Below are 19,618 nucleotides of genomic sequence, written 5' to 3'. Positions count from 1 at the left end.
AATTTTTGTGTGGTTCTATGTGCTTTATTTATTATTGTATCTTTTTTCCAGTTCTTCATACCATTTTTGCATGACATAAAAAGCCTTTTTCTTCTGACCTTTATCTGATATTAAACCCTTACGGTTGAATCCGTCCTGTATTTCGGGCAATAGCCTGCGAGGCGATCTGAAGTCCATCAATATCCAGGGAGTTGTACCGGAAAGATTGGGTATTTGGTCTAGCATCTTCACACTTCTTTTATACAAGTCTTCTTGAAAATCTTCGGTAAAACGATCGGTCATTCCACCCCTCATTCCGTATAAAGCTCCGCCACCAAACTCACTGATAAAGACAGGCTTGTCTTCAGGAAAGACCCATTTCACCCGGTCACATTTTTCGGGCAAACCATCATACCATCCTACATATTGGTTAAAACTTACAATATCAAGCAATTGTGAAAGATCATCTTCAACAGTCAGCACATCTTTCTCTTTTTCTACTTTTTCCATTGCTGCCGATATAAGACGAGACGAATCCATAGAACGCGCTTTTTGTACCAGTTTCGACAAAAATTCGAACCGTTCCTTATTTCGGGGTGTTTCATTCGCCAACGACCAAATAATGACATTACATCTGTTCTTATCGCGCGTAATCATGTCAGCTAATTGATTCTCCGCATTTTGATAAGTATCATGGTTTTTGTAATGGATTGACCAATAAACGGGAATTTCAGCCCAAACCATCAATCCCAGCCTTTCCGCTTCACGCACCATATGCTCGTTGTGTGGGTAATGAGCCAAACGGACAAAATTGCAACCCATTTCTTTAGCCCAACCTAACAGAATTTTTGCATCATCCAGAGAATATGCCCGACCTGTCCTAATTGGTGCTTCTTCATGAATACTAATGCCCCGACAAAATGTTTCTTTGCCATTCAGCAGTATTTTTGAACCTTTTGTTTCGATTGTGCGAAAGCCTATTTCATCCTTCAGAGATTCTTCTCCGGAAGCAATGTTTACTACATACAGTTTCGGATTTTCCGGTGACCAGTATGTCGGTTTTGCCGACTGTTCGAAAGAAGCAAAGCCTTTTTCGTCGGATTGCAATGTTACTTTAATTTTTAACTCAGGTATTTCTATCGTTACCGGTCGATTTTTGTTTATCCCATCAAGCTGAATCCAACCTTCTATTTTAGTGTTTTCGTTCTTCTTTAACTGTAGATAATAATCCCTGATAAAAGTTTCGGGGGTTTCTATCAATTTCACATCCCGGGTGATTCCTCCGTAGTTCCACCAATCGGTAATAATTGTCGGAACTCCTTCCGGTATTCTCTTGTTGTCAACTTTCACAACAACAGAGTTTTCTCCATCTTTTAACAAGTTTGTAACTTCAAAATTGAAAGGAGTGAACCCTCCGATATGTTTACCTAATTCCTTACCATTCAGGAAAACAATTGCCTCGTAATTAACAGCTCCAAAATACAGGAATACCCGTTTCCCGTTTTTTACCTGATAGTCGAAATATTTTCTATACCAGACAGTGCCTTCGTAGTAAAACAAGTCGGGACGCTGTGTATTCCAATCGCCGGGAACATATAACGATTTATCTGTCGCAAAATCGTATTCCTGCAAAGTCGTTCTATCGGTAATAGCTTTATCCAAGCCATACGTATTTTTAATGGGGTTACGTTGTGAATCATAATAACCTTCCTCGTACGGATCTACAATAGTTTTCCAAAGACCATTTAACGAAAAGGTGCTACGGGCAGCAATGTTTGTTACAAGTTCAGCCTGTTGTGCCTTTATCGGAAAGATACAGCACATGCATAACATGGAGAATATGACTTTTTTCATCATCTTTTTTGAAGATTTATTTTGTTAATTCTTCTTCTATTTCTTCCAACGATTTGCCTTTTGTTTCGGGTAGATTTTTCTTGATGAAGATAAATCCTGCCAAGCATATAACCCCGTACAACCAGAATGTGCCGTATGCTCCGAGTCCCTTATTCAACAGAGGGAATGTGTATGTAAGTACAAAACATGCCGTCCACAAAGAGAATGTTGATACGGCCATTGCCATGCCTCTTACCCTGTTAGGGAATATTTCGGAAATAACCACCCATGCAACAGGAGCCAACGTCATAGCATAACTTGCGATAGCTGCTACCACCAATACCAGAACTGCAATTCCTGTGATTTGGAAATAGTAACACGCTCCCAGAATGGCATAGATGCAAGTCAAACTGACAGATCCTAATATCAATAGACCTCTGCGCCCTAGCCTATCTACTGTATACATACCCACAATTGTGAATATTACATTCGTTACTCCGGTTACAACTATATTGAACAGGATGTCGGAAACTCCGTAACCGGCAGCCGAAAATATTTCCTGCGCATAGTTAAAAATAACATTGATTCCGCACCATTGTTGGAATACGGCGATGACGATACCAATCAGCAATATTTTCGACATCTTGCCTTTGAACAAATCTTTGAAGCGAACCTTTTCTGTTACACTGTTGATAGCAGCCTGTATATTTTTTATTTCAGCAACAGCATAATCTTTTCCGCCTATTTTTGAAAGGATAGAACCTGATCTTTCATATTGCCCTTGAACTGCCAACCAACGTGGACTTTCGGGGATGAAGAAAATGAGGACGAAAAAGAACACTGCCGGAACCGCTCCTGCCCAAAACATCCAACGCCAACCCATTTGCCCGTTCCACGATGTCAGAATATCTTCTCCCGGTATCACAGGATCGGCGATCAGCCAATTGGTGATTTGCGCCGCCAAAATCCCGATCACAACAGTCAACTGATTGATCGACACAAATTTTCCACGGACATTTCCCGGCGAAACCTCGGCTATATACATCGGCGAAAGATTGGATGCTATCCCAATACCTATACCTCCAAGTATCCGGTAGAAAATGAACCAGTTCAAGTTATCAACAGCACCTGTTCCTATTGCGGCTCCGATAAACACTATCGAGGCGCATATCATCAACGGCTTACGCCCATACTTATCGGCCATACTTCCCGATATCATCACACCAATCAAGCATCCGAGAATGGCACTTCCCATTACCCAGCCTTGCATTGCTGTTGAATCGGCTATATCGAAAAAGACTTCATAAAAAGGTTTCGCTCCTCCGATTACCACCCAGTCGTAACCGAAAAGTAAACCGCCCATGGCCGAAACCAGAGATATTAATAGTAGATAAGGTGTTGTTTTTGACATGTTATTTTTCTGTTTGTTAACTTATGATACAAAAGTAGAATGTTATTTACGAATAAAATATACACAATAATTTTGAAAACATGTAAAATATAACTATTTTCACCTCATATTACTTCCTGCAATATATATACGAATTTTTTAAAGCGATTATGGAAAAAATAGCAGATGGGTTCAAGGGTGAAAAGGCAATTGTCACACCATATAATATACGACACTATCAGGCAGGCAATAAAATAACCCGCCAGATGTATATAACCCACATCGGATATTACCCAAAGGCAAAGTTTCACTTCAGGGAACGTTCGCAAGGTACAAACGAGTTTGTTTTCATCTATTGCGAAGCGGGAGCCGGATGGATAGAACTGAATGGAGAAAGGCACGAACTGTGCAAAAATCAGGCTTTTATATTCCCACCCGATCAGGCACATGCGTATGGTTCGTCAAATTCGAACCCGTGGTATATATATTGGTTTCATTTCAAAGGCGAGAATGTAGACATGTTCCAATCTTTGATCGGACGATTGATAACCCTTCCCGAATCGGACAAAAGCCGCTTTGGCGACAGGTTTGTGCTGTTCGAAGAAATGTATCAAAACCTTGAAAAGGGGTATAGTCCCGAAAATCTCGAATATGTTAGTTTTTGTTTAATGTATTTTTTAGCTTCCATCAAATATCTTGATCAGTATAGGGAAATAAATGTTGTGAAAGAGGTTGACGTTGTTCAACGGGCAATCTTATTTATGAAAGAAAATCTTGAAGAAAAAATATTATTAAAGGACATAGCCGATCATGTAGGCTATTCCGCCTCCAGATTTGGAGCAATATTTACCGAAAAGACATCGTATCCTCCAATGGATTATTACAATCAGCTAAAGATACAGAGATCTTGTTCTTATCTTCAGTTTTCCGACCTGAAAATCAAAGAAATAGCATTCAGACTAGGTTTTTTCGATGCTTTTCATTTCTCAAAAGCATTCAAGCTGGAAATGGAAATAACTCCGAAAGAGTATCGAAAAAGATATAAGAATTAATAGACCATGGGGGTTCAATATTTTGAATATCGTTGTACTGTTTGACATAAACTATGTGCAACCCGTGTGCAAACAAAAAAGAAAGCTGCCACTTACATCGTATTGTAAGTGGCTGCTTTTCTTGCTCTTCCTCTTGAACTAGAACCAAGGACCCTCTGATTAACAGGCACGACTTTAGTATTACCTACGATTCCCCAAGTGTGTGTGTGTGTGTGTGCAAATCGGGTGTCACTTATCTTTCTTGGGGCATATACTAATAGCCATCCCTCCTCCGGGAGCACAGTATTGCGATAGTTTAGATTTATTAGTTACTTGCATTTTGCGAATATTATATGCTTGAGGATTCGTTTTGTAATGGGCATCATGGTTATCAGAATAAATAGTAGCAATGTATGTTCTATTTTTTTCAAGAAAATTGAAATTAATAATGCTGTTCCGCCCTTTTTCTCCATTTGTACTTCCAACAAACCAGTCATCTGAATCTTTTGCTTTTCGCGCAACTGTAATATATTCTCCTGGTTCGGCTTCAATATATTTTGATTCATCCCAGTCTAATGCTACATCTTTAATAAATTGAAATGCATCTATATATTTTTCATAAGTTTCAGGAAGATCACAAGCCATTTGAAGTGGACCGGACATGGTTACGTATAAAGATAATTGATTTGCCAGAGTTGTGTTTACCCACGAATCGTTATTCGGATTATATTTACTAATATCATTTTCGAAAGCTCCGGGAGTATAATCCATAGGGCCACCAATCAAACGGGTAAAAGGTAATATTGTAGTATGATTTGGTTTACTTCCACCAAAAGCCTGAAATTCTGTTCCACGAGCCGATTCGTTTCCAATCAGATTTGGCCAGGTACGACAAACACCTGTAGGCCGCACAGCCTCATGAGCATTCACCATTATCTTATATTCTGCAGCTTTCTCAATAGCATATTGATAGTGATTATTTATCCATTGGCTATAATGTTTTTCTCCACGAGGGATGATATTTCCTACATAACCGCTTTTTACTGCCGGATAATCGTATCTGTTCATTAACCGATACGCATCATCCATAAACCGTTCATAGTTGCGAACAGACGAGGATGTTTCGTGGTGCATGATCATTTTAACGCCTTTACATTTTGCATAACGATGAATTTCTTCAATATCAAAGTCCGGATAAGGGGTTTGAAAATCGAAAACGAAGTCTTTAGATAAACCAAACCAGTCTTCCCATCCGATATTCCATCCTTCAGCCAATACTCCATCAAATCCATGTTGTGCAGCAAAATCAATATATCTTTTTACATTGGCCGTAGTTGCTCCGTGACGTCCATGAGGCTTAACTTTAGAAAAATCAGTTGATCCGATTTTTACACCAGCCACTTCATCTGTATATGACCACTCACTTTTTCCGGTGATCATTTCCCACCATACCCCCACATACTTCATAGGCTTAATCCATGATGTATCTTCTATCTTGCACGGCTCATTTAAGTTCAATGTGAGGTTAGATGCAAGAATGTCGCATGCATCATCACTCACTATAATAGTACGCCAAGGTGTATGGCATGGAGCCTGTAAATGTCCTTTGGTTCCGTTGGCATCGGGTGTGAGCCAGGATTGAAATACAAAGTTCTTATCATCCAGGTTCAAATGCATACAAGAATAATTGATAAGAGCAGCTTCGTGTATGTTGATATATAATCCTTCGTTAGTTTTCATCATCAAAGCCGTTTGAACGCCCGTGGGGGAAAATGATGTTTGTGACGAATTCGGAGTGATTGCACCTTTCATTAAACCCCGGATCTCGGATAAACGTGAAGTTGTATAATCATACTCCTGCGTATCATAGTCTCCCGGTATCCAAAAAGCAATATGATCTCCTGTCATGGCAAACTGAGTCAATTCATCTTTTATTACAAAATAGGTTAGACTGTCTTGAGTAGGAAATTCGTAACGAAAGCCAAGCCCATCGTCAAATAAGCGGAAACGGAGTATCATATTTCGCCCAGTTTCCCTTTGGCTCAATGTAACTTCCATTTCATTATAATGATTGCGAATATCACTTGTCTCACCCCATACAGGCTGCCATGTTTCGTCGAATGTCGCATTTTTCACATTCACTATTGTAAAGTTGTCATAAAACGAAGGTTTTTCTCCGATAAATTCCAACCCTAATCTACTTAGGTCTATTACTTTTTTCCCTTTATAAGACAATTCATAAGACGGTATTCCTCCATCCTGTACAGAAAACTTCATCACTAATTTCTCATTAGGTGACTTAAGCTCCTCAGACATAGCTATCCTAGCTATCAAGCAAAAGACTAAGAGTAATAATAGTTTTTTCATGTGATTATTAGATTAATTCATTTATATTCCTTCTTTTGTCAGGTATCATCTTACTCCCAGCTATCCGTTCTGAAAGAAGATACAGCTAAGTCACTGTCATCCTTGAGGTTTCCTTTTACATAATTCCTGAATCCATAGCGAGCAGCTACAGGCTCCGGTACTTTTTCGCTCGAAACAATAACTTTTCCGCTGCTTACATAAGCCTTAGCCGGATAAAAAACCCTGTCGTTGCCTGCGATTTCAAAGTTCTCTAAATTCGTAGAAATAGGAGTCACGCAACGAGATGAGGTATAATTGAATGTGAGGATTATTTTCCCCTCCTTGATTTCCATAGACTTATATTCGGCAGGAGCATATCCGAAACCTTTTCTATTGTATGTTCCGGACAAAGCCCAATAAGCGAGCCTGTTGCCAACTTCTTGCTTCTTGGCAGGATGAATACACTTTTCTTCCCCGATGTCCATGGTTACCACCATCCCCGAATTAGGTATTTCTTTCATATTCTTAAATTGAATCTCTCTAAGTTTGGCAGCTTGAAATCCATCAGGATCATTGTAACCATGCGGAGCTATTTGTACATAATAGAATGGGAAGTCTCCAATATTCCATTTGTTCCGTATATTTTTCACAAATGCCGGATGCAGCTTTTCGTACAATTCGGGGTTATCCCGATTACTTTCGCCCTGATACCAAAGAAAGCCTTTTATCGTATAGTTGATAAGTGGGTGAAGTTTAGCATTATACAAATAACATGGTGCGTGATGGTTTTGAGTGCTTGGTTTAACATCACCTTTCAGATGGGATAAATCGAACTCACCGAAAGACGTTAATGCGTCTTCACTCATCCATGCCTCTATTTTTGAGCCTCCCCATGCCGATACTACCAAACCGATAGGAACCTCTAGTGTTTCGTGAAGGTATTTTCCGAAGAAATAGGCTGTAGCACTCCAATTGGATATGTCTTCCGAAGTGTGATTTGTCCATCCTCCTTCAATGTCTTCCAGAGGGGTTTTACTGAACTTATTTTTGGTTGTGTACATCCGTATTGGGGTCGATTTGTTAGCTTTTGCTATCATATCGTTACCTCCTTCAACAGGTTGTCCGGGAAAACCTTTCAAAGGCATTTCCATGTTAGACTGTCCTGAGCAAAACCAGACTTCGCCTATGAGTATATCTTTCAATACAGTTTCTTCCCCGTCACTGATGCTTATTTCGTAAGGACCTCCGGCGACAGGAGTCTCTACTTGTAGAAGCCACTTTCCGTTAGAGTCAGACTTTACTGTATACGCTTTATTATTCCATGACGGAATTACTTTTACTTCTTTCCTCGGATGGGCTTTACCCCATAATTTCACACTCGATTGTTGTTGTAATACCATATTGTCAGCCAATATAGTAGGCAATTCTATTTTTGCTGAAAGGGGTAAAGTTGCCAAAAACAACAAGCAAATTATTATTATTTTTGTCTTCATTCGTTACTATTTTATTTCATTAATTTTCTATACTTATCGACAGAAGCTCCCATGCCATCAATCAGAATAATTTTATGCTTATCGTTAGCATCCCATTCAAGGTATTGGTCAAAATATAAAGATGCGCATTGAGGATAATTGTCTTTTAACGATTTATATTCGCTCCATAATCTGTCATATTCTTCAATAGCAATTTTCATCGAAATCAAATCATATTCTCCTGTTTTGTCACCATAATAACCTTTTAATATAACCGCCCATCCTTGCTCCATTATTGCATGAAGCAGATAACCATATTGAGATGAGATGCGGATATATTCTTCTGTCATTTTATCGCTGCATTCTACTTTTCGGGATAAATTTACTATATCTTTCCAAATAGCGGTTGCAGTCTTCATCTCATATAACGATTCAGATACTATATTTTTATCGACTATCTCATCAAAAACTTTTTGGTTCCGTTCAATTCCACCCAGATAATGATCCCGTGTCCAAGTCACCTCTACATCATGTATCAAAGAACCTCTGCCTCGGATAATGGCATCAGGAGTCAACAAGCATAATTTACGGAAATAAGGCAGAGACTCTTCACTTATCCCTTGTTTAACAGCATATTCGTTAAAAATATCTTCTTCTTTTCTGTCGGGATTATTCGCCCATCGGCTCATGACATACGTATTAATATCGCACCAAAACTCATTCGATATATACGGCCCATGCCAACCGCCACCGCGTGACCAAGTCCAAACTCCATAAAATAACGGATGATTCTTAATATCATTCAAACATCGGGGAGCCGGGTCGTTCTTGGTTTCTTCAAAACCATATATTACAGCATTTGCCACATAGTTGGGGTAAGCACCTTTCCCTTCATATTCGCGCTGACACTGAACTTCAACCACCTGCTTGTGCTTGCCCAATGTTATTGTTTTATTAAATGGGAAAGTGCGGAAATAATCTCCATCGGTATGCTTAATAGCAATATACAGATTGGGATGTGTTTCTACATTTTGTGTAACAGCAATATAGTAATCGGGACGTGTGTGAAAGAATCCGAAATCCCATGTCCGATATATAACCTTCTTGTTCCTTTTCACACAGACCTCTTCCCTCAATAATTGCATTAATTGTGTGTGTATCTTAATGCTTTCGTCATATCGGTTGTGATAATCTACCGGACCATTTCCCATGTGATAAGGAATATTGTGGGTATACGTTTCACCGGTGCGTATTACCAATCCGTCCATTTCGGGGAAACGTTCGAACAGTTCTTTAAGCATCGCACGATGTATCTCCCATGTTTTAGGCTTTTCGAACGATATTCGTCCGTTTTCGTCACATATTTCATTCTTGTATAGTTCTACAAGTTTTTTTGGTAGCACAATTATATCGGTAAAGTAATATGCTTTCAAACCATTTTTGTGACATTCATCAATTTGTGAACGAATTTCTTTAGTAAGTTTTTCTACCCATTTCCTATCTTCCGATCCTTTCGGAAATATCCGTTTATCAAACTTTTCGAAACTAACAGCACATTGCGGAAACTTAAATTCATTTATCACCATGCCGTTAAAATTGTATGATGCCAGTTTTTCCGGTTTACGGAATTCTGATACGGTAAGCGGCTCGCCCGGATTATGATGAACCATATCCATTATAAGGAATTCGTCTTTTGACCCGTGCTGAGGGAAGACAGCTACTGCGGAAAAGATAAATGCCAATATCAGAACGCAAATTTTATTCATATTTTGATAGTGTTTAGATTATAGAAACTACTTTTCGATTGGCTTATCCGTCATTGTGAAAACGAGATTTCCACCATTCATGATATCTTTATGATGGATAGATAAACCCTTTACAGGCACGCCATTCAGTTCTACCGATTTTACATATTTATTCTCTTTCGATAAGTCTTTAGCCTCCATTGTAAATATTTTATTATCAGGCAACGCAAGACTTACTTTTTCAATTTGAGGTGCGCCCAAGATGTACTCACCTCCTGAAGGATTAACCGGATAAAATCCCATTGCAGAAAATATATACCAGGCTGACATCTGTCCGCAATCGTCATTACCACACAATCCATCAGGTTTAGCCAGATAGAAACGATCGAATATCTCACGGATCAACTGTTGTGTTTTGTCTTTCCTGTCCACATAGTTGTAAAGATAAGCTACATGATGACTGGGCTCATTACCATGTGCATACTGCCCTATCAATCCGGTGACATCCAAAACAAAGCCTGTATTATCAGTAGTTGTGCTCAGGAAAAATAATGAATCCAATTTCGTTTCAAAAGTTGTTTTTCCTCCCATCAAGCTTATCAAACCCTCAACATCATGCTGTACGTGCCAGGTATATTGCCATGCGTTTCCCTCTGTATAATCTCCTCCCGAAGTATAGGCATGTGATAACAGGAACGAATTAAACGGTGTACGCCACTTTCCTTGCGAGTCCTTTGCCCGCATCATATTGGTTTCGGTATCGAACAGATTTTTATAGAAACCTGCACGTTTTGTAAAGTATTCATAATCTTCCGTTTTCGCCAATGCCTTAGCCATTTGAGCCACACAATAGTCGTCATACGCAGATTCTAATGTACGGGAAACCGACTCGGCTTTTATTATATCGAAAGGGTAATACCCGTATTTATCATAAGTTTCCCAATCGGAATTGAAATGACTTCTCATAGACGATTCTTTGATTGCCTGATATGCTTCTTCTGCATCAAAACCTTTAAAACCTTTCAGGTAGGCATCCACAATAACAGGTATGGAATGATTACCGATCATGCAATAATTTTCTTTTCCCCAAAGCGTCCAGATGGGTAAGAATCCTTGTATTTTATGGTGGGCAAGCATAGACTGAACCATTCCATCCACTCTCTCCGGAGCTATGATGGTATAGAGCGGATGAGCCGCACGATAAGTGTCCCACAATGAAAAAGTGGAATAATATGCACCGGACGGCGATGTAGATATGCTGTCGTTTACACCTCTGTATTTACCATCAGCGTCGGCAATATTGTTCGGCTGAATGAATAAGTGATAAAGTGATGTATAGAAACTCGTTTTTTGATCGTCTGTTCCGGTTATCTCCACTCGTGACAGTAATTCGTTCCACTTACTGCGTGTAGATTCTTTCACAGCCTCGAAATCCCATGCCGGATTTTCTTTTTCCATAGATGCCAAAGCTCCGTCTATACTCACTGTTGACAGTGCTATTTTTACTTGAACAGACTCCCCTTCTTTTATGTCAAAACCTAAAATATATTTTCTTGTTATTTTATCCTTTTCCTGCGGCAATTCATCAATCACACGATAGGGCCTGTCGAACCGTATTGCATAAAACACCTGACGTTCTACCCACGCTTTCACAATATTATGCCCTGTTATTGTTTTATCGTCGGGCATATTCACTTCTCCTTTTTTGATGATGCGTGGTTCTGATGCGCTCTCAGGTTTATCCCACAACCCGCTGAGCAAATCAATATAGATATAGTTTTGATCATCACCTTTGAAAGTGTACTTGTGAAAAGCAGTATGCTCAGTAGCGGTTAGTTCTACATCAATATTAAAGTCGGAGAGTGTTACGCCATAATATCCCGGTGATGCTTTCTCATTTATTTTATCGAAACGGACTTCGTCGGGTTTATTTTGTTGATCTCCCGTGAATGGAAGAATCAGAATATCTCCCAGATCGGGTACTCCTGTTCCGTTCAGACAAGTCTGGACAAAGCCTTGCAAGGTAGTATCCGCATAATTATATCCGGAACAATATTTCCATGTACCATTGTCCGATTGAGGACTGGCTTGTATCATCCCAAATGGAGCACAGGCTCCGGGAAAGGTGTGCCCGTTATCAGCCGTTCCGATAAAAGGATTTACGTACTGTGTATAGTCTGGAGAAGCTGCTTTTTCAGCGTTATTACAAGCATATAATAATCCGGAAAGGAATATCAGAAGAAATACTTTTTTCATATTTTAGAATATTATTTTTTTATAATCATTCACTGTAATAAACTTAACCTCAGAATTATTCAATGTTATTTGCTCTTTCTTGTCTTTTTCGAAAACAATTTCGACACTGGCTTCATTCTTATCAGTGCTCCAAATTGCAAGTATTTTGTCATTCGTCTGATTATTCCTGAATATTAAGGCCCAAACAGAACTATTCTTCCCTCTTATTTTTTCTTCAAATACGGGATTTTTTCCCAAAATAGATGTCATTTCAGAATATGCCTTATATGCTTTTTTAGGTGACCAATCATAGTTGAGTAATCCAAAATTATGTTCTTTTTCTCCTTTCATCATTCCGTCGGAATGAAGATCGTACCAGAACATTTTTTCAACACCTAACGACAAGTATGTAAGATATATCCGTTGTAGCAAATTAGCTTGCTCTTTTTCCGTATAACCTGTTGTCAGTGAAACTGTACTCACCAACAATCCCCCTTTCCAGTCGTTATAGGTATATAGAGCCATACCGTCACCTATATATTCATCGTTATGATATGCTTTTATGATCGGATAATATTTATCGCCATCTTTCATGTTTCTGTCTGTCAAATAACGATCTACATAAATATCACTAACTGGAAACAACCCGTTTTTTAAGGCATCATCACTTAACTTGACTTCATTTGTACCCTGTGGCAATCCTTCTTTTAACCACCAAGCATCAAATGCCATCCGAAAAAAAGGATGAGTTATATCAACACGGTCGGCCAATTGCCATATACCATCCTTATCCTGCGAATGAACAGTATAAAACGGTATTTGGTTAGCTGTTACCAAAAGTCCTCCCCTTTTGATATATTCGAGCATAGGAGCTAGCATGGGTTCATCGATATTTACTCCTTCCGATCCTATCAGTACCGGATATTCTTTAACATTCAGTGTTGCCAATTTATCCAATGTTATAGGCTCTATTTCTATACCGGGTAGCCATGTACGGGTACGCTCCACTTCATCCAGATTCTTAGTACGGGGAGAAACCGCAAGACCAATTTTTAGTTTATCGGTATTCTTTATATTTAATTTATTTAATGAGTAGTGTATTGCGTCTAACACAAAATTGGGCTGTTGCTCTGCCAATTGTCCTGTAAAGCTAGTCCCTCCAAACTCGGTTATCCATATGGGAATTCGTTTACTGTCATATTTTTTTATCACAGCCAGCATTTCCTCCCTCATCCGTTTAGTCTTCAAGTTTACGTCAGGAGCATGGTTGTATGGATGAACGGCAATTATATCGAAATATCCTTTTGCTCCATTCTTGTACATGGCTTCCAGATAATCGGCGTTCCACGAGCACATGCCTCCAACTACGACTTTGCAATCAGTATCTATATTCTTTATTTCTTCGTATGCTATTTTTAGTAGAGAAACATACTGCTTGGCATCGGGCGAAGGCTTCCAGAATCCACCATCCTGCTCATTCCATATTTCCCAGTATTTGAGTTTGTGATGATATCTTTTTACAGTTTCCCGTACAAAACGACGCCACTCTTCGGGATGTTCGTATATAGGAATCACATCCGTTCGTCCACTACTCTTCAACTCATTGTCATATGCTTCCAGAATAGGCAATATTTGGATATTGTTTCTTTCGGCAATCGACAACAAACTATCGTAACGAGAGAATGTAAATTCGGATTTATCTTTACAGATATATCCGAATTTATAATCTTCACGAATCCAGTTTATACCCGCATCCCTTACCTTTGCAATCAAAGTATCAATATTTTGCCATTCACGATCGGTTGTAGGATGAGCCGAAACTCCCCAAGGTGAATTTATTATCTCTTGTATCTGGGAAGAAACAGAGTGAGAGTAAAACAACGAGATAATAATAAGGAACAAGTACTTTTTCATTTCAATAAAACGTTATTTTATTATTATTTTTTGAGCTGAGTTCTGTAACTGCCCCTCCAGCCTTAGAATATAGATTCCCGAAGCAAGGTTATTAAAACAGCCTTCTCCTTCAATATCTTTTGTTTCCTTTAAAATGCCTGTAAGCGTATACAGTGTTGCAGTAATTCTTTCGTCCGATTTGATACGAATCGCATTGCCACTGTTATATATTGAGGCTATGCTGTTATCTGAATTGTCAATTCCGGCAACACCACCTGTTTCGGATAAAGTTATAAATTGTACAACGTTATCAATTAAGTCAACGCTTTGTGTTTCAGCATCTGATATATTTATTTTTACGTTTGACAACGCATCTGTCGACCATATTGCCAATATTCTTTCTTTAGTTTCAGACTTGCGGAATACCAATCCCCATACGTTCGGATCACCAAAGTCGAGACGCTGCTCAAATACAGGGTTTTCACCCAATGCTATGGTCATTCTCCTATAAGCGAAAAAGGATTGTTTCGGGTTGCCATTCCAATCTATCAATCCGAAGTTATGTTCGGTTTCACCTTTAAGTCCGCCGTCGTTATGAAGATCGTACCAGAATATTTTTTTCACTCCTAACGATAAATAGGATAAATAGACACGTTGCAGAAGGTTTCCTTGTCGCTCGGCAGAATATCCCGTTTGCACCTTTATTGCACTGTATATAATACCACCTTTCCAATCGCCGTAAGTATATAGCCCGATTCCATCGGCAGGCAATCTCTGGTTGTTTTTGTATGCCTCAACAATAGGATAATATGTATCGCCTTCTTTCATATTTCCTGCATTCACAAACCGATTAACATACACACTTGTTACGGACGGAACACCACCTGCCAAAGCATCGTCACTCGTTTTCACGGTGGTGGTGCTTTCGGGAATAACGCCTCCGGGAATAGTCCAAGAAGCTTCGTATTTCATCCTGAAATATTCCATATTCTGAGCCAAAGCCACTTTTGTTTTCCATTCTCCGTTTGCATCCTCATAATGTGTTGTATAAAGCGGAATACTACTTCCTCCCAGATTCATCGCTAACATAAGACCTCCGCGCATAACATAGTTACGCAAAGGTTCAAGCATGAGTTGGTCAATACCACTTCCTTCAGCGCCAATAAGAACGGGGCAATCCTTCGGGTCGAGTTTCAGCAATTCTTCGTAGGTCACTATTTGCAATTCTATGCCGGGCAGCCATTCGCGCATTGTTTCAACTTCTTCAGGATTGATTCTTGGCGATACGGCAACGCCTATTTTCAGATTTTCGCTATCGGTATTTCCTATTTTAGTTAATGCATACTGTATGGATTTCAGTATAAAATCGGGAGTTTTTTCCGTCAATTCGGTAGAATACGATGAGCCTCCACATTCTGTAATCCATATAGGAATATCTTGCTGATCATTCTCCGTAAGCACATCATAGAAGTTATTCCTTTCCCTTATTACCTTTGCATTCATATCCACCCCATAATGATAAGGGTGTACAGCAATGGCATCAAAATAGCCTTTAGCTCCGGCCAGATACATACCTTTCAGGTATTCGCCGTTCCATCCACACAAGCCTCCTACTATTACAGTAGCTTCGGGGTCAATAGCTTTTATCTCGGTATATGCTATTTTTAGCAACGATACATATTCTTTTGCACGATTTGGACCCGATGCCCAAAAACCGCCGTCCTGTTCATTCCATATTTCCCAATATTTTATCCGATCATGATATCGTTCTACTGTTGCTTTCACAAATTTGCGCCACTCTTCGGGATGTTTGTGCAGAGGAACCAATTCGGGACGTTTTTTAGTAACCTGACTGTCAAACCCTTGAAGTATGCCAATCATTTGCACTCCGGCTTTGTCAAAATCTTGAAATTGTAAGTCGTAAGCCGCAAAATCGAACTCGCCGGCAACTGCACATATATTGGCAAACTGGAGATCGTCGCGCATCCATTTTATCCCTGCATCTTTTGCATAGTTCAACAAAACGGTACGTCTTTCTTTGTGCGGAGAAAGCCGCAGATGGGCTGCTACTCCCCACGGCGATGAATTTGTAACATTATCGTCGGCTGATATGTATCCATTGAAAAATAACGAAACAAATAATGATAAGAATAATATTTTACGTATCATGGCTTGATTTTTTAAGGAAACTGTTGCAAAGGATATTTCTTCGCAACAGTTCTTTTCATTTTACTTCTTTATTAGCTTTACGGTCTGAGTCTGATTATCCACATCCAAAGTTTGGAAGAAATATAGTCCCGGATTCAAGAAACCTAAATTTATATTTGTCTGATTTTTAATATCTTGCGCTTGCATATATACAACTTTACCTTCTAAATCGAAGATGCTGAAAGACTGTATATTCTCAGTGTTAGATATTGTAACAGATTCTGCAAAAGGATTCGGATATATGGAAATTCCGGATGAAACTTCCTCCTCAATGCCTGTCGCAGTGTTAGATGTCTCTATAATTAATGTATTGATATAAAAATCTTTATATGCACTTTCATTATTAGGTCCTGCACCAAATTTAATTTCCAATTTACCTTCCGCCGTAGGTTGTATATCCAAAAATTCAAGAAGACTTGTATTCTCGGTTGCATTGATAGCATCTGTTTTCGCACTTGCACCTGTTACGATTAATTGGGTTTCCCTGTTTTTACCATCGGCAGAGCCTCCCGCACCTTTCTTTAAAGCGCACAACGCATAAATGTTATATGTATAGTTAACATCAAATCCGGACAATTCTATTGCTGCTGTTGGGTTCTCAATTTTAGCTCCTCCCATAGGGTCTCCGGCAACACCTAAAAAAAGGCTGCTGGCTACAGCGTTCGATAATTCGAATTTTGGGAAAGTCATTAATGTGCTGGGGCCATTTCCACTTTGTCCTCCAAAATCATCGGTAATAGCTACACTAATGGTTGTTTCCGTTTTATCTATATCCCACATAGGACTGTTGTCTGTTGCAGAACCTAAAGTGAATCCGGAAAACGAGTTCCAATAAGGATAAGTATAATGATCCTGAAATTTCCAATTTCCAAAATTCAGAACAATCATTTTATCTAACTTCTCAGCCTGAACGCTCACTGTTGAAAGTGCGAAAACAAAAATTGCAAGTATAATATTTATTTTTTTCATGATATTTTATTTCTTTATTAGTTTCGTAGTTTGTACGCTTCCATTTATGTCTACAGATTGAAGAAAATAAATTCCGGAATTAAGAAAGCCAAGATTTATACAAGATTCAGCATCAGAAGAGAAAGATTTTGAAAACACAACCTTGCCGCTTAAATCGGAAATGTTTACCGTTTTCAAATCTTCTACATTTGCTATAGTTATTGTTTCGGCAAAAGGGTTTGGATAGATAGATATTTCATCTTCCTGAGCGGAAGAAATACCCGATGTAGAGGCCGGTTCTATAAACAAAGAATTGATGTAAAACTCTTTATACTGTGTTGCATTGTTAGGGCCTCCTTTTACTCTTAAAGCTATTTTTCCTTCTGCTGTAGGCTGAACATCTTTTAAAGATATAAGTTTCGATACGTTCTTGTAAGAATCCTGAGCTCCCGAAACAACGTTTGTTCCTGTTGCTGTAACTAAAGTCTCGCGATTCTTTCCGTCGGTCGAACCTTTCGATCCACGACAAAAAATATAGATATTGCATTTATCATCGGGGTCGAAACCTGATAAAAGTAGCTCTCCTTCTTCGTATGTGTCCATACCTCCTGTAAAGCTATTATTGAGCACCCCACGATGAAATTCGAATCCGGGCAATTCATCAAAACTGAAATTTCCGCTGGTAAAAACATCCGTCTCTGCATTGGAGCTTTGAACAATTCCTCCGAAAGATGATGAAACCGTAAGCGAGATGGAGGTTGGTTTCAGATCCATATCCAACAATGTGGTTTGCGATTCGTATGTGGCTTCGTAAGTTTCGGCTCCTAAACCTATGCTGGTCAACGTATTCCAAAAGCACTGATTGTTACCATAATTTGGGTTGGCTTGTTGGTAGTTCCACGCGCCAAGATTAACAACAATTAGTTTGTCTAACTTTTCGGCATAAGCGTTAGACCCTAGAAAACAAAGAGTAAATAAAGCTATAATAGATGTAAATTTAATTCTTTTCATAAATGTAAATTTTTTAATATTTTGAATCACTTCATATTTTTCAGATATAGGTAATAAACCCTATGTCCTTCTGCAAAAGAAGGATGAAGAAGAAACCATATAAGGTTGAGAATCTTTGCTTTTCAGCAATTTACAAATCGAAGAATTAGTAGTATATTTACATTCGATTTTATGATGAAAAGCTCGACATGCGTTTCAATTGTAAGATTATTACCGGATGATATGGCCGTATCGTCCGGTTCTTTTATTGTCAGTTTTTTGTCATAGGCTTAAGGCTTTTTAAGTTTGTAAATTATCATCATTCATATTAATTGTTTTAGGACGAAGGAATATCAACTGGAGTACCAATGCCACAGCAACGCCAACAGCCAGCATGGCAAAATCTCGTCCCAGATTTCCCGCATCGGTAGATTTTCCTAATATATTGGTGATAAACGCTCCTGCAAATACTCCGGTCATATTCATCAATCCATATCCTGTTGCCCTGTAGCGAGGAGGTACAAACTGACAAAGTATGGGCATATTGTTGGCATCGAACATGCCAAAGCCAACACCAAAGAAAATTGCTCCGCCCAATACACTTACAATATTTTCTCCAAATCCGAGAAGAAATAGAGCAGGAATAGTTAATGCCAAACCTATTGCTCCGGTATATACACGTCCTCGAAGATTGCGCTGAACCCATCTGTCAGATAAAATACCACCAAAAATGACACCTATGAAGGATGCTGCTGCAATAGTTATTGTAGATAATGGACCGGCTTGTTCCATCGGGATATCGAGGCTTCCTGCAAAAAGTGTTGGTAACCAGTTTTTTGTAGCCCATCCGGGCAGACTAGGAGTTGCAAAATATAACAGTATGACCCAGAAGGAGATATTACTCAATAATACTATTAACCCTTTAAATACAGGAACCTTTATTTTTTTATTATTCGGGATCGGGGCAAGTGAGTGAGTTTTCTTCTCTCTCAGAAATGCTATCAATATGAGACTATATATAATCCCGATCAATCCGAAAAAATGAAAAGTTGATTGCCACGAATATCCACCTGCGATGGTTGCTCCGAAGCCGCCTAGCGCCTGCCCGACATAAAGACCTGTCATATGAATCCCAACTGCAAGTGAACGGGTTTTTCCTTCATGAAAATCTGCAATTAAGGCTAATCCGGCAGGAATGTATAATGCCTCGCTTATGCCCATTATAGCCCGAAGAACATATAATTGTTCGAAACTGGTGCAATAACTCATCAGGAATGTGACTGCCGACCATACAAAAAGGCTACCTGTTATCAACCACTTGCGATTCAGCTTGTCGGCTATCATACCCGCCACAGGACTCATCAAACCGTATATCCACAGAAATATAGCCATCAGACGACCAAAATTTGCAGCCGCTTCCAGTTCATGTATGTCTATCATCATCGCTTCGCGCATGGTCGAAAGCATTTGCCTGTCCATATAGTTGAGCAAAGCGACAAACCACAATAGCCCTACAACTACCCAGGGATATATTTTTTTATTGGTTAT

Annotated in this window: 12 protein-coding genes; 1 reads left to right on the top strand and 11 read right to left on the bottom strand. The window is 39.2% G+C overall.

Going from position 1 to position 19,618, the window contains the following annotated elements:
- Positions 1 to 24: 24 nt before the first annotated feature.
- A complete protein-coding gene (locus tag D0T56_RS02730) occupies positions 25 to 1,833 on the bottom strand; it encodes a glycoside hydrolase family 2 protein (RefSeq protein WP_163318671.1) in 1,809 nt (602 codons plus the stop codon).
- A 16-nt stretch (positions 1,834 to 1,849) separates the two neighbouring features.
- The gene (locus tag D0T56_RS02725; protein WP_163318599.1) at positions 1,850 to 3,223 is read right to left on the bottom strand and encodes a sugar porter family MFS transporter; all 1,374 of its coding nucleotides are present in this window, start codon (positions 3,221 to 3,223) and stop codon (positions 1,850 to 1,852) included.
- 149 nt (positions 3,224 to 3,372) lie between these two features.
- Between D0T56_RS02725 and D0T56_RS02720 the strand changes: the two genes are divergently transcribed.
- On the top strand, positions 3,373 to 4,254 hold the full coding sequence (locus D0T56_RS02720; protein WP_163318598.1) for an AraC family transcriptional regulator: 882 nt from the start codon (positions 3,373 to 3,375) through the stop codon (positions 4,252 to 4,254).
- Positions 4,255 to 4,482: 228 nt separating this feature from the next.
- Here D0T56_RS02720 and D0T56_RS02715 read toward each other — a convergent pair whose 3' ends face one another.
- The 9 genes from D0T56_RS02715 to D0T56_RS02675 form a co-directional block, all read right to left on the bottom strand.
- Positions 4,483 to 6,600: a glycoside hydrolase family 97 protein gene (locus tag D0T56_RS02715; RefSeq protein ID WP_163318597.1), complete on the bottom strand. Its 2,118-nt coding sequence runs from the start codon at positions 6,598 to 6,600 to the stop codon at positions 4,483 to 4,485.
- A 50-nt stretch (positions 6,601 to 6,650) separates the two neighbouring features.
- Positions 6,651 to 8,072, bottom strand: coding sequence for a sialate O-acetylesterase (locus D0T56_RS02710; RefSeq protein WP_163318596.1), 1,422 nt, complete (start codon positions 8,070 to 8,072; stop codon positions 6,651 to 6,653).
- 11 nt (positions 8,073 to 8,083) lie between these two features.
- Complete coding sequence (locus tag D0T56_RS02705) at positions 8,084 to 9,817, bottom strand: hypothetical protein (protein ID WP_185153821.1); 1,734 nt, start codon at positions 9,815 to 9,817, stop codon at positions 8,084 to 8,086.
- Between the two features lie 27 nt (positions 9,818 to 9,844).
- Positions 9,845 to 12,052 (bottom strand): GH92 family glycosyl hydrolase, encoded by a 2,208-nt coding sequence (locus D0T56_RS02700; protein ID WP_163318595.1) that lies wholly within the window; start codon positions 12,050 to 12,052, stop codon positions 9,845 to 9,847.
- Positions 12,053 to 12,055: 3 nt separating this feature from the next.
- Complete coding sequence (locus tag D0T56_RS02695; protein WP_163318594.1) at positions 12,056 to 13,945, bottom strand: cellulase family glycosylhydrolase; 1,890 nt, start codon at positions 13,943 to 13,945, stop codon at positions 12,056 to 12,058.
- 12 nt (positions 13,946 to 13,957) lie between these two features.
- The gene (locus D0T56_RS02690; protein ID WP_163318593.1) at positions 13,958 to 16,093 is read right to left on the bottom strand and encodes a glycosyl hydrolase; all 2,136 of its coding nucleotides are present in this window, start codon (positions 16,091 to 16,093) and stop codon (positions 13,958 to 13,960) included.
- 60 nt (positions 16,094 to 16,153) lie between these two features.
- On the bottom strand, positions 16,154 to 17,101 hold the full coding sequence (locus D0T56_RS02685; protein WP_163318592.1) for a T9SS type A sorting domain-containing protein: 948 nt from the start codon (positions 17,099 to 17,101) through the stop codon (positions 16,154 to 16,156).
- Between the two features lie 6 nt (positions 17,102 to 17,107).
- Positions 17,108 to 18,091 (bottom strand): T9SS type A sorting domain-containing protein, encoded by a 984-nt coding sequence (locus tag D0T56_RS02680; RefSeq protein WP_163318591.1) that lies wholly within the window; start codon positions 18,089 to 18,091, stop codon positions 17,108 to 17,110.
- Between the two features lie 279 nt (positions 18,092 to 18,370).
- Complete coding sequence (locus D0T56_RS02675; RefSeq protein WP_163318670.1) at positions 18,371 to 19,618, bottom strand: MFS transporter; 1,248 nt, start codon at positions 19,616 to 19,618, stop codon at positions 18,371 to 18,373.

Origin of the sequence: Dysgonomonas sp. 520, from assembly GCF_010501095.1 — a bacterium.
In the GTDB taxonomy this organism is placed as follows: Bacteria; Bacteroidota; Bacteroidia; order Bacteroidales; family Dysgonomonadaceae; genus QVMP01.
The sequence above is the reverse complement of the archived record's forward strand: the minus strand, read 5'-3'. Positions and strand labels throughout refer to the sequence as shown.